Origin of the sequence: Pseudomonas sp. IT-347P (assembly GCF_949768005.1) — a bacterium.
GTDB lineage: Bacteria > Pseudomonadota > Gammaproteobacteria > Pseudomonadales > Pseudomonadaceae > Aquipseudomonas.
Map to the genome: position 1 here is coordinate 591,781 of NZ_CATKPQ010000055.1, position 12,220 is coordinate 604,000.

A 12,220-nucleotide genomic window follows, 5' to 3' on the forward strand; every position below is an offset into this window, starting at 1 on the left:
GTACCCGGGCTCTACGCTTTTCTCGCGATATATATGTACCGCACAGGCGACGTGGGCGCGGGTTTCAATGTCCTTGAAATCCTCAATCATCAAACTGCGGGGCAATAAATGGATAACACTCAACAGGTCGTCAGCGAATTGATTACAGTCATGTTGGCAGCACTCAGCGACCGGGGCTACTTTGTCAGTCCGCAGTGTGCACCCGTCGGGGCGTCTTACAGAAAGCACGTGTTCTGGCTGCCGAAACGCAACGACGAAGAAAACAAGGTAATCGTGCTAAGCGCAACGGCCACGATGGTGGGCGATTGCGATTTGAGTTCAGGTTTAAGTATCGCTGCTGTTCCCGAACAGCTGACGGGAATATTACGCGCCGATCCAGCGGGCTTTTACCAGATTGACCGGCCACACAATCAGTATGCAATCCGCGGACTCAGCTGCGACAACTATCCACCCAAGACCTACGTGCTGAGACTCACTGACAACAATCTTCCTTATTCCAGCAACAATCCGATCGTGATCCATGCACATGAAGACATTGATATCGCTTACACCGTAGAGGACAAAGTCGCAGTAACCGGCAGTTGAAACTGGTTCGCTTCGATTTTTTTGGATATTCGCCTGATTTGCCACCCCCTCATTGCGAGGGGGCCGCGGCGGTCAATGAATAATCCAGCTAAGCAACCACAACCCCAGCAACAACCAGATGATCCCGGCAACGATCGACGCATTCATGAACGCGCGAATCGCCGACCATAACAGCATCAGCCCGACGATCAGGGCAATGATGCTGATGATCGAAGTGTCCATACCCAGGGTTTTCGCCAGCCCGTCGACAAAGTTGCCACCGGCATTGCTCAAAATGTTGAACAAGCCACTGAGGCCGTCGACGATAAAACGGATGATCGAACCGAGTGCCTGCCCGAGCCATTCGAAAAAGCTTTCTACCTGCATGTGTGCATCCTGATGAAAGAGCTGAGCCTTTGGCCACAACGCGGGTGGCCGAGTTCCCTGCAACTATAGAGTGTTTGCACCGCCCCTGTAGGAGTGAGCCTGCTCGCGATGACGTCGTGTCATTCAACATTGATTTGTCTGACACGACGTCATCGCGAGCAGGCTCACTCCTGCAAAGAGCATCGGCGGCCCTTGCCTTCAGGCTGTATCCCCCCGAAGCTATACGCCTTCAGGAGAGCCCGATGAACCTTGTTGAACTGACCGAACGCCTGCACGCCATTCGCGACCGCAATGACTGGCGGCAATTTCACAGCCCGAAAAACCTCGCCATGGCCGCCAGTGTCGAGATGTCCGAACTGGTGGAAATCTTCCAGTGGCTGAGCGAAGACCAGTCGCGCCAGTTGCCCGCCGACAAACTCGCCCACGCTGGCCAGGAAGTTGGCGATATCGTGCTGTATCTGTTGCTGCTGTGCAGCGAGTTGGGGCTGGACATGAATGAAGTGGTGCGGGCCAAGCTCGCCGACAGCGAACGGCGGTTCAGCTGATGAGCGACCGGCATTTCGATCAATTGGCGACGCGCTTCGCCGAAAAAATCTACGGTGGCGCCAAAGGCGCGATTCGCCTCGCCGTATTGCAGGCTGACCTGGCCGAAGCGCTGCCGGATCGTCCGCTGCGCGTTCTCGACATCGGTGGCGGCCTCGGCCATATGTCGCTGTGGCTGGCCGAGCGCGGCCACGCGGTGACCTTCACCGAGCCGGCCGCGCCGATGCTCGAAGGCGCGCGTCAGCGTTTCGCCGACGCCGGACAAACGGCGACGTTTATCCAGGCGTCATGGCAGGAACTGCTCGGGCAACTCACTGAGCCGTACGATCTGGTGATCTGCCACGCCGTACTGGAATGGCTCGCCGAACCCCACGCGATCCTGCCGGTGCTGCACCAACTGACCCAACCCGGCGGCTGGTTGTCGCTGGCGTTCTACAACCGTGATGCGCTGATCTATCGCAACCTGCTCAAAGGCCATTTCAAGAAAATGCGCAAGAACGTCATGGCCGGCGAAAAGCAGAGCCTGACCCCGCAACAGCCTCTCGATCCGCGGGAATTGGCAACGCAACTCGATGGCTTGTGGCGGGTCGAAACCCAGAGTGGGATTCGGGTTTTTCACGATTACATGCCGGTGGAATTCCAGGCCCGCGCCGAACTCGCGGATGTGCTCGAGATGGAGCTCGCTCACCGCCGTCACCCAAGCTTCGCCGGGCTTGGGCGCTACTTGCACTGGATCTGCCGGCCGATCTGATCGGAGCGCGACATGAAAGCTCAATCCGGGTTATTGCTGATCTGTCTGGGGTTGGCTGCCTGCCAGGGCAGCAACCCCTACGTGGCGCAGTCGCGGCCCTTGCCACCGGCGCCGGCGCAAGCCGCCAACACCTTCGATCGCAGCGCTTACCCGGCGCCGCCCCGTGACTACGGGCGCTATCGCAGTTGGGCCTGGCTCAACGGCCAGTTGCCGCCGGGTACGGCGTGGGCGGATTCGGCGCAAGTGGCCGAAGCGGTGAGCAATGCCCTCGATCAGCGCGGTTTGCGACCGCTGCACGACAACCGCCCGGCCGATCTGTTGGTCAGCGCTGATCTGCGTCTGGAGACCCGTTTGCGGCAGGTCCGCGACGATTACGGTTATTACGGCGGAGGATACGGCGGCTACGATCGATATGGGCGCGGTTACGGCCTGTACAACACGGTGCCGATCGTGCGCACGTATTCCGAGCAGGTCGTGGTAGTGCAGGTCAATCTGTTCGACGCCGGCAGCGGTCAACCGGTGTGGAGTGCGAGTGCCGAAACCGTGAACAAGGGCAGCGAAATCGATCGCACCGACTCGATCCGCGAAGCTGTGGAAAAAGCCATGTCGGCGTATCCTCCCGGTTAGCTTGCTGTCACTGCGAAGCTGCCGCAGGTTCATGTCTTCAACCGGAGAAAAACCATGTTCCGCCGTCTCGCTTTACTGGCCGTCGCCGCGCTGCTCAGCGCCTGCGCCGCCAACCAGGTCAATCACGACTTCGATGCCAGCCGCGACTTTGCCGCCTATCGCAACTGGAGCTGGAAAGACCCCGCCCTGCAATATCGCCCCGATGATCCACGGATCAAAAGCGATCTGACCGAGCAACGCATTCGTCAGGCCGTCGCCGACCAACTCGACCAGCGTGGCTTGCGTCCGGCCGCTGCGGGTACCAAGGGTGACTTGAATGTGCAGACGTATCTGATCGTCGAGGAACGCCAGCAGCAAGTGACGACCAACTACGGCGGCGGTTGGGGTGGTCCGTGGAACGGTTATTGGGGCGCACCGATGTACAACGAAACGCGCAACATTACCTACAAGGTCGCGACCATCCAGATCGACCTGCTCGATGGCAAGGACGGCAAACTGGTGTGGCGCGGCAGCGATGAGCAGATGCTCGCCAGCCGGCCGAATCCGGAGGATCGCAGCAGTGCCATCCGCGAGACGGTCACGCGGATTCTGGCCAACTATCCACCGCGCTGATCCGTTAAAAAGTCGGAGCTGTTGAGCTCCCGTTTTTTTGCTCCACCCTGAATTCTAATGTGGGAGCGAGCCTGCTCGCGAAAGCAGGGTGTCATTCAACTGTTATTTATCTGACACGACGCCTTCGCGAGCAGGGATGTTTGTCTGTGCGAAATGGCGCGTTGCCATTAGGCGCGTCTACACTCACTTGCACCAATGGAGCTAGCGGCAAAGGAGTGCGCCATGTCGCCTCGTTCGCGATTCAACGGCCCCGCCCGGCAGCGCGGGGCGATTGGCTTGATGGCGGCTGCCACCCTCAGTCTGGCGGTGGTGACGCTGCTGTTGGTGGTCGACACCGGCCGCTTGTACATGGAGCAGCGCAAATTGCAGCGGGTGGTGGACAACTCCGCCCTCGAAGCCGTCAGTCGTGGCGGTAATTGCCTGCCGGGCCTGAGCGCCGCCAGTTACGCCGGGCAAAGCGCCGTGCGCAATGGCTACGTGGTCGATGCCAGCAACACCCTCGCCACCACCTGCGGCACCTTGGTAACTCCAGCCTCCGGCGTGCGGACGTTCGTGATGGATGCCACGCAGGCCGCGGCGGTCAAAGTCGTCGCCAGTCGCACGGTGACCACCAGTTTCGCCGGTGGCGTACAGGCCTTGTTCAGCGGCACTCCGGTCAGTCTCAATACCACGCTCAACGCCTCGGCGGTGGCCGCCAAACCACAGCCGACGGTGGCCCAGTTGAACATCCGCAGCGCCTTGACGAGCATCGATACCGCCCGCTCGAATATCCTCAATCCGCTGTTTTCCGGGTTGCTCGGCGGTAACGTCAATCTCACGGCGCTGGGCTGGGACGGCTTGCTCAACACCGACATCAACCTGCTGAAATACCTTGATCAACTGGCGATCAATCTCAACGTCGCGGCGGGTAACTACACGCAGTTGCTCAATACTCAGGCGACCGTGACGCAACTGATCCAGGCCGCCGCGACGGTGGTGCAACTCAATGGCGCGACCGCTCAGGTGGTCACCGCGCTGGGCCAATTGCAGGTGGCGGCGATCAACGCGGCGCCGGTCAAACTCGGTGACATTCTGCAACTGCAGACCGGGACCACGGCGGCCGGGCTGGACGCCAATCTGCAACTGCTGCAATTGATTCAGGGCGTGGTGCAACTGGCCAACAGCAAGAGCGCGGTGGCGGCGACGTTGCCGGTCAGCGTGCTGGGCCTGGCGAATGTCACGGTACGGGTCAAGGTGATCGAACCGCCGCAGTTCTCTGCCATTGGCGACCCGGCACGGGCCAAGGTCAATCCGACCGGGCCGGACCGGATTTATGTGCGTACGGCACAGGTGCGCACGATGTTGTCGGTGAATTTGCCGGTGCTGTCCGGGGTCACGGGGCTGACCAATGCGGTGTTGGGATTGGTCGGCGCGTTGACTCCGACGCTCAATGCGCTGCTCAGTCTGAATCTGGTGGACACGCTCAACTCGGTTGGCTGTTTGTTAGGGGCCGGGTGCGAGCAGCTTGATCCGAAACTGCTGCCATCGCCGCAAATCGACATCGCTCTGGATGCCGGCGGCGCGAAGAGTTATGTCACCGATTACAGTTGCCCGACCGGGAGCACGGGCAACAAAAGCCTGACGGCGCGCACCATCACCTCCATCGCCGACCTCAAATTAGGCAAGATCGACGCGACCAGCGCATTCTCCTCTTCCGCCGAACCCACCGTCACGCCGTTGCCGTTGGTCGATCTCGGCATCATCACCTGCCACAAGATTCTCGGCATCGGCAGTTGCGACCCTGACACCCATGTCCAATACGGCGCGGGCGGCATTGCGATCAAACTCGACACCAGCGTTGCGCAAAACTCCCAGGACCTGGTGTTCTCCAGCAGTACGCCGTTCGCCACCCCGGCCAACCTCAAACTGCCGCCGAGCGTGCTGCCTGCCGTGCCGACCAACAACGTCGTCGGCAGCCTGTCGAACACCCTCGCGGGGATCAATCTGATCGTCTACAAACCGCAGGGCAGCAATCCACTGGGTGCGATCGTTACCGGGGTCGCCTCGTTGATCAGCGATGTCACCGGCAAATTGCTGCCGGTGGTGACCAACCTGATCAGCCCGTTGCTCGATCCGCTGCTGAACAACCTGCTCAAAGGCCTGGGCATCAACCTGATGGACGTCGAGGTCGGTGCCAACATGACCTGCGGCCAGACTGGCAAGGCCTATCTGGTGATCTAGGCGTCCACCGCCAGCGGCAACTCGATGCAGAACCGTGCGCCCTCCAGCGAATTGCGCACGCTCAGCTCGCCGCCCATGTTGTCGATGATGCCGTAGCTGACCGACAGCCCCAGCCCGGTGCCGACACCGATCGGCTTGGTGGTGAAGAACGGCTCGAAGATCCGCTCCAGCAAACGCGGATCAATGCCGCCCCCGTTGTCCTCGACCCACAGCCGCACGCTCTGTTCATCGCGTTCGGCATAGATCGCAATCCACGGTTTGAAGCTTGAGTCCTTCTCGCGTTTGCTCAGCAGCGCATCCCGGGCGTTGACCATCAGGTTGATCAGCACTTGTTCAAGCTGATCGACGTAGCCGCGCACCTGAACCTCGAACCCGGTTTCGCTGATGCGCAAGTCCACGCCTTTGCCGCGCATGCCTTCGGCCAGTAGCGACAGCGTGCCTTCGATGGCCGAGGCGGGATTGAACAGTTGCTGCTCTATCTCTGAACGGCGGCCGAATACGCGCATGTGATCGACTACTTTCGCTGCGCGCTGCACCTGCGCATCGATGCGCTTGAGCTTGTCGGTCAGGTAGTCGACCTGCACATCGCCGTTGCCCAAGCGCTTGAGTACGTTGACGATGGCCATGCGCATCACGTTCAGCGGCTGATTGATTTCATGGGCGAGGCCGGTGGCCATTTCGCCAAGGGTGGCCATTTTCGCGCTTTGCGTGAGTTGCTGCTGCGAGCGGCGCACCTCGGTGTTGTCACGGCCCACTGCTTGTACTTCGATCAGATGGCCGTGTTCATCGAACACCCCGCGATCCGACCATACCCACCAGGCGTGTTCACGGCCAGGCAGTTGCAGGCTGATCTCTGCGGTGCTTACCGGTTGTTCTGCTGTCAGCGAGCCGAGGCGCTGGACGAATGCTGCACGTTGTTCTTCGGACATCCAGCTGCCCAGATCGACCCCCGGCAGTTCTTCCGGCGCGCATTCCAGATATTTCGCCAGTGGCCGGTTACCGAAAGTCAGAATCAGATCCGGGCGGTAACGGCAGATCATTGCCGGCGAATCCTCCACCAGTATCCGGTAGCGCTCTTCACTTTTTTTCACCTGTTCGGCCGCCAGGGTCGCTTCAGTGACGTCGAGCCACAAACCGACCGCTTCCACGGGTAGGCCAAGGTCATTGCGCAGCAGCCGGGCTTCATCGAGCAGCCAGTGGTACTCGCCATGATGGTCGCGCAGCCGATAACGGCTGCGCACCGAACCTTCGCGCAGCAACTGACGGCTGCGAGCGAAATACACATCGCGATCTTCGGGATGGATCATCTCGACCAGAGCGCCGTCGCCGCAATCTTCAAGACTCCAGCCGAGCAAGGGCTGCAGACTGGCACTGAAGAACGCCGGGATCAGCGCGCCTTCGTGGTAGTGCTGGACGTAAATCACCGCCGGCGAACTGGCGATCAGGTTATCCAGCCGGGCATGTGCGGCGGCGGCCCGTTGTTGCTGGTTCTGGATGTCGCTGATGTCGAGCATGAAACCGACCCGCCGGCGCTGCTCGCCGCTGCCAATCACCTGACCTTGCACGCGATACCACGTGGGTGCCTGCTCGTTATCGCCGCCGCGCAGGCGTACCGACAGCGTCAGGGTTTCACCGTGTTGTTGCAGGGCCAGCAGACGACTGCGCAATTCGTCGCGGTCGGCGGGATGGATTTGCCTCAGCCAGTCTTCCAGTGGTAATTCGCCGGGGCGCAGGTCCAGAGCTGCCGCCAGTGTGGGCGCCAGTTGAATATTGTCGTTGTCGGCGACGATCTCCCACCAGCCAGTGCCGAGCAGGGTTTGCAGCGACTCGATGCGTTCCAGTTGCAGGTGATGCTGCTGTTCACGCAGGCGTCCGAGCAGCGGCCCGGCCAGCGCGCCGAGCAGTGCCATCCAGTCACGCTCGGTCAGGTACGGTGCGGCGCTGTCCACGGGATAAAACCCGCAGAGCAGCCAGGCCACCACACCGCGTTCATCGCTGTACGGCACCGCGAAACCTTCGTCACTGCCAAACAGGACCTGCACCCGAGAATGCTCATCCAGGCCGTGATGCGCGCCGACACGCTGCGGCGCGGCGCCGTTCAGACTGTCCAGCGGCGTGCCCAGACGCTGCTGGTCGTGCCACAGGTTCGGTGCATCGTGGGCGCGATACTGACGATAGATTTGCCAACCCTGTTGCTCATCATCGAGCAGGGCCAGCGCCAGACAGGGGATGTGCCAGCGCTGGGCGATCATTTGCAATTGTTCGCTGACGATCACCGGTAAACGCAGCTGGCTGCAGGCGCGCAACTGTTCACTGATCTGCCCGGCCAGCCATTGGCAGGCATCACGCTGGTGCGCTTGTTGGCGTTCGCGCAGCAAGTCGGCGATATCGATCAACTGCATCAGCCAGCCGTCGCCCAGGGGTTGAACCCAGCCACGCACGTGTACGGTTTGCTCGCCGAGACCGAAGAAGTCGAGATCAAGCAACAGCCCCTGCCACTCCCTGGGTCGGCCTTCGATGATCAGGGTGCTGTGCGGTAGTAGATAGGCGTTCAGCGGTAAGGGCGCATCGTGAGGTTTGACCTGCGCCAGCAGATGTCGTAACGGTCCGGCCATTTGCAGCACGCCACCGTCATCGTTCAGGTACAGGTGCAGGCCTGTTGCGGGTGAGCCGAGCGGGTCGGGCAACTCATGGGCGGCGGGCAGTGTGCGTTTGAGCAAGCGCCCGAACAGTTTGTCCCCCGAGGTCAAAATTGCAGACTCGACCTGGCGGTCAGATAGGTGGGCAGACTGGGTACCGTGCCGATGCCCGGCAGGACCAGAAACGGCATGACCTGATTGAGCTTGCTGACCGGGTAATTCACCTGCACCGTCAGCAGGCCCGTCGCGCTGTACTCGACACTGGTGTCAACGCCGATCACGAGGTTGAAGACCGGACGGATCCAGGACAACTGCTGGGTCAGCGTGGCGTTAGCGGTGTTGACCACCACGGTTGAATAGTTGGGGGTGCTGGGGTCGACCGCGACACTGCGGCGCACCGCTTCTGACGTGGCCTGGTTGAATGATTGCATCATCACTAGCGGCAGGCTGTAACTGACCAGACCGTAAAACACGGCAAAAAAGATGATGAATACCAAGGCGAACTCGATCGCCACCGCACCTTTTTGCGACTTGCGAAAGCCGGTTTTCATGAGTGCGTCTACCCTGACTGTCACTGCGTAGTATCAGCATAGAATCATTCCGCAAAAATGGACGGTTTTTACCGGATGTACAGTTTTCTTCTCCTGATCTGGCTGGGGCTGTGCGCGGCGCAAGACGCCCGCCAGCGACGCATTGCCAATGGGCTGACCCTCGGTGCGGCGGCGCTGGCGCTGATCTGGCTGTTGTGGACTGGCAACACCTGGCTGGGCGCTGACGCGGGGCAGGGAGGGTGGGCTTGCCTCATCGCGCTGGCGCTGACCCTGCCGGGTTTTTTCCTGGGCCGCATGGGCGCCGGCGATGTGAAATTAATGACAGCTCTGGGGCTTGCGACGGACGGTCTGTTCATTCTCGGCGTGTTTATTGGCGCGGGAATCGCAAGCGTGGTCTGGCTGCTGCTGGCGCCAAGAGTCTGGCTCCATATGAGTCAAGGGCTTAGAGATCGTCTGCGATATCTGGCGCCAGATAAGTCAAAAAAGCTGCCATTTGCACCGTTCGTGTTGGTGGGGGCCGTGTTGGTGATGCTTTGGATCCATTAGTCGCCAGATGCCACTAGTCCTATGTACATAGTCGGAAAGTACGTCTACTTTCAAATGAACTGGTTATACAGCCAAAGGCTGGCAGTACAGGAATGGTCAGCTTTGGCCTGGCAATGGAGTAGCACGTGAACAAGCTTTCGTCTGCGGTAAAAGTCCTCGTGGTCGACGATCAGCCGTTGATTGTGGAGGAGCTGTGCGAGTTTCTTGAAAGCAACGGTTATCGCTGTGTGCCGTGCGAGTCCAGTTTGCAAGCGATCGAGCGTTTCAGCGAGGACGCGCAGATCGGTCTGGTGCTGAGTGATCTGCACATGCCGGACATGGATGGCATTCAGTTGATTCAGGCGTTGCAGCGGCTGGCGGGCAAGCATCGGGCTTTTGAGGCGATCATGCTTACCGGGCGTGCTGACAAACAGGATGTGATCAAAGCGTTGCGTGCGGGGATTGCCGATTATTATCAGAAGCCGATCGATCTGGATGAGTTGCTCGAAGGGGTGCAGCGGCAGGAGGTGGCTTTACAGGAGCGGCAGAAGAATCTGCAATTGGGCCATTTGAATCAGAAGTTGCAGTATTTGTCTGAGTCGATCGATGACCTTTATCAGGATCTGGACAAGGTGCGGCGCAGTCCTTCGGCGGTGGTTCGCGATGTGCTGGGGGGGGAGCCTGTCGAGGCTGAGGCGCAGGAGATGCCGGCGATTTTCAATCAGTTGTCGCCGCGGCAATTGGATGTGGCGCGGCTGGTGGGCAAGGGGCAGACCAATTATCAGATTGCCTGTGAGTTGGGGATTACCGAGAACACGGTGAAGCTTTATGTTTCGCAGGTGTTGCGGTTGACGCATATGCATAATCGGACGCAGTTGGCTTTGGCTTTGTCGCCGAGTGCTTCTGCTTCTCGGCAGCGGGTTACGGCGCATTGACTTGGCGGCCTTTGGGCCGACCAGGCTGTGGGTGGTTTTGTGTGTATATCCGTTTTTTGGGTGATGGCGGCTTAGGGTTCCGCCCTTACGGCGGGTCACTTTTTCCAGACGCCGAAAAAGTAACCAAAAAGGCTTGCTCCTACGTGCGGCCCGCTCGCTGGGGCTCGGGGTTCCTTCGCTGCGGGATCGATCCGGGCGCAGCGTCTCCGGTTTGCTTCGCTGCACCTCCTCTCGCTGTGTTTGGCTGCGCCAAACGGTCGCTGCGCTCCCACGCCCGGATCACTCCCTCCACTCAGCCTTCCGACGTCGCCCGTGGATCAAGATCAAGAGCAGGCGAGCTGACACTCGGCCTATTGAGTGGTGAAGAGCGCGGGTGTTTGGCTTTTGATTTGCGTTGTTGCTGCCCCTCACCCCAGCCCTCTCCCGAGGGAGAGGGAGCCGATTTTTGGGCTTTTCAGAATCTGAGTTCGGCTCGGTATGTCACGTCGGTGTAGCTTTCCCAAACACCTCGGTCAGTCCCCTCTCCCTCCGGGAGAGGGCTAGGGTGAGGGGCTTTTGATCTGTTTCAGAATCTAAGCTCGGCTCGGTATTTCAAGTCGGCGTAGCTCTCCCAAACACCTCGATCAGTCCCCTCTCCCTCTGGGAGAGGGCTAGGGTGAGGGGCTTTTGATCTGTTTCAGAATCTGAATTCGACTCGGTCTTTCACGTCGGCGTAGCTCTCCCAAACACCTCGATCAGTCCCCTCTCCCTCTGGGAGAGGGCTAGGGTGAGGGTTGGCTTTTGGCTGTTTAAATGTGTGGCAGATAACCGGAACCTTCCCACACGGTTTTCAGGTTGTCCGTCGGACGTGCGCTCTCTAGTCTCTGGCTGTCGCTGCCAATTCAGCGACCGGGTGTGGAAACCTGAATTTCAAGTAGATGCGTTGCATCGCTACCGCAATCATTGTCGGCGTCTTCTTTCGTCTGCAAACTGTGTCGCGGCGGCTGTGCGCGGGCAGGCTTCGGTCTGGCCGGTTGCCTACTTATCGGTTTTCCACCCTGCGTACAGCTGCCACCTTTTGTCGTGTGGAAACGACAAAGGTTGGCTCCTCAGCCAAGTAGGAGTTGTTATGGACAAACTGATCCCCGACCCACCCCACGAACCCACCACCCCGCTCGAAGAAGCCATTCGCGCCGACAACCTCGAAAAAAACCGCGAAGCCATCAAACGCGCCCTCGATTTCTACCTCTGCCCCAAACCTGAAAAACCCCGCCAACCCAGCACGATGTTCCTCATCCACCCGAAAATCGATACCGAAAGCCTGCTCGCCCACGCCTGCGAATCCCTGGCCTCGGCCAACACGCTGGCGGCTAACTTTGCCGATCAACTGAGCCGGCCCGAGCGCAATACCGCGCTGGCGATTCAGCAGATCATCATGCTGGCCGAGTTGGCGGTAAACCGGGCATTGGATCGGGTGGATCCACAGGTCTGATTCGGCAGGCACACCGCGTCATCGTTGTTCGCGAGCAGGCTCGCTCCCACATTTTGCAATGCATTCCACCTGTGGGAGCGAGCTTGCTCGCGAAAGCGCCCGCAAGGTCACCCCATCACTAATTCTTGCTCTCGATCTTCCCGCCCGCATCCGGATCATAAAAATCCGGAATCTCGTATTTGTACTTCTTCAACCAGCGCTGCATCGCCAGATCCCGTTCGGTCGCGGTCGCCGTTTGGGGTTTGGGAGAGGCGGCTTTGTTGCGGCTTTGCAGGACCAGCCAGCCTTCGGTTTCCTGTTGTTGCGCCGAGGCGGGGCCAGCGTCGATGGCGGCGGCGCTGAGGGGCAGGCTGAGGAGGGTCAGGTAGCACAGGCCTTTGCGAGGGTTCATGGCT

General features: G+C 59.9%; 13 protein-coding genes. 9 read left to right on the forward strand and 4 right to left on the reverse strand.

Annotated features, from left to right (window positions below):
• Positions 1-108: 108 nt before the first annotated feature.
• Entirely contained in the window at positions 109-585 is a 477-nt protein-coding gene (locus tag ACM6IV_RS22120) for an ecotin family protein (RefSeq protein WP_414871637.1), read from the forward strand.
• 72 nt (positions 586-657) lie between these two features.
• On the opposite strand, the gene ACM6IV_RS22125 is transcribed toward ACM6IV_RS22120, so the two are convergent.
• On the reverse strand, positions 658-951 hold the full coding sequence (locus tag ACM6IV_RS22125) for a hypothetical protein (RefSeq protein WP_414871638.1): 294 nt from the start codon (positions 949-951) through the stop codon (positions 658-660).
• 242 nt (positions 952-1,193) lie between these two features.
• Between ACM6IV_RS22125 and ACM6IV_RS22130 the strand changes: the two genes are divergently transcribed.
• From ACM6IV_RS22130 to ACM6IV_RS22150, 5 genes are all read left to right on the forward strand, one after another.
• Positions 1,194-1,496, forward strand: coding sequence for a MazG-like family protein (locus ACM6IV_RS22130; RefSeq protein ID WP_053116915.1), 303 nt, complete (start codon positions 1,194-1,196; stop codon positions 1,494-1,496).
• Entirely contained in the window at positions 1,496-2,245 is a 750-nt protein-coding gene (locus ACM6IV_RS22135; protein WP_414871639.1) for a methyltransferase, read from the forward strand. Before ACM6IV_RS22130 ends, ACM6IV_RS22135 begins: the two co-directional genes overlap by 1 nt.
• Positions 2,246-2,257: 12 nt before the next feature.
• Complete coding sequence (locus ACM6IV_RS22140; RefSeq protein ID WP_414871640.1) at positions 2,258-2,872, forward strand: DUF4136 domain-containing protein; 615 nt, start codon at positions 2,258-2,260, stop codon at positions 2,870-2,872.
• Positions 2,873-2,926: 54 nt separating this feature from the next.
• Complete coding sequence (locus ACM6IV_RS22145) at positions 2,927-3,484, forward strand: DUF4136 domain-containing protein (protein ID WP_414871641.1); 558 nt, start codon at positions 2,927-2,929, stop codon at positions 3,482-3,484.
• Between the two features lie 222 nt (positions 3,485-3,706).
• Positions 3,707-5,704, forward strand: coding sequence for a pilus assembly protein TadG-related protein (locus ACM6IV_RS22150; protein ID WP_414871642.1), 1,998 nt, complete (start codon positions 3,707-3,709; stop codon positions 5,702-5,704).
• Here ACM6IV_RS22150 and ACM6IV_RS22155 read toward each other — a convergent pair.
• Positions 5,701-8,454, reverse strand: coding sequence for a PAS domain-containing protein (locus ACM6IV_RS22155; RefSeq protein WP_414871643.1), 2,754 nt, complete (start codon positions 8,452-8,454; stop codon positions 5,701-5,703). The two genes, ACM6IV_RS22150 and ACM6IV_RS22155, sit on opposite strands and share 4 nt — an antisense overlap.
• A complete protein-coding gene (locus ACM6IV_RS22160) occupies positions 8,451-8,894 on the reverse strand; it encodes a TadE/TadG family type IV pilus assembly protein (RefSeq protein ID WP_414871644.1) in 444 nt (147 codons plus the stop codon). Before ACM6IV_RS22160 ends, ACM6IV_RS22155 begins: the two co-directional genes overlap by 4 nt.
• 75 nt (positions 8,895-8,969) lie before the next feature.
• On the opposite strand from ACM6IV_RS22160, the gene ACM6IV_RS22165 reads away from it, so the two are divergent.
• The 3 genes from ACM6IV_RS22165 to ACM6IV_RS22175 all read left to right on the forward strand — a co-directional run bounded on the left by ACM6IV_RS22165 (position 8,970) and on the right by ACM6IV_RS22175 (position 11,825).
• On the forward strand, positions 8,970-9,440 hold the full coding sequence (locus tag ACM6IV_RS22165) for a prepilin peptidase (protein ID WP_414871645.1): 471 nt from the start codon (positions 8,970-8,972) through the stop codon (positions 9,438-9,440).
• 125 nt (positions 9,441-9,565) lie between these two features.
• The gene (locus ACM6IV_RS22170; RefSeq protein WP_414871646.1) at positions 9,566-10,354 is read left to right on the forward strand and encodes a response regulator transcription factor; all 789 of its coding nucleotides are present in this window, start codon (positions 9,566-9,568) and stop codon (positions 10,352-10,354) included.
• A gap of 1,108 nt (positions 10,355-11,462) precedes the next feature.
• The gene (locus ACM6IV_RS22175; protein WP_414871647.1) at positions 11,463-11,825 is read left to right on the forward strand and encodes a DUF6124 family protein; all 363 of its coding nucleotides are present in this window, start codon (positions 11,463-11,465) and stop codon (positions 11,823-11,825) included.
• Between the two features lie 118 nt (positions 11,826-11,943).
• Here ACM6IV_RS22175 and ACM6IV_RS22180 read toward each other — a convergent pair whose 3' ends face one another.
• The gene (locus tag ACM6IV_RS22180) at positions 11,944-12,216 is read right to left on the reverse strand and encodes a DUF3613 domain-containing protein (RefSeq protein WP_311998271.1); all 273 of its coding nucleotides are present in this window, start codon (positions 12,214-12,216) and stop codon (positions 11,944-11,946) included.
• Positions 12,217-12,220: the final 4 nt, after the last annotated feature.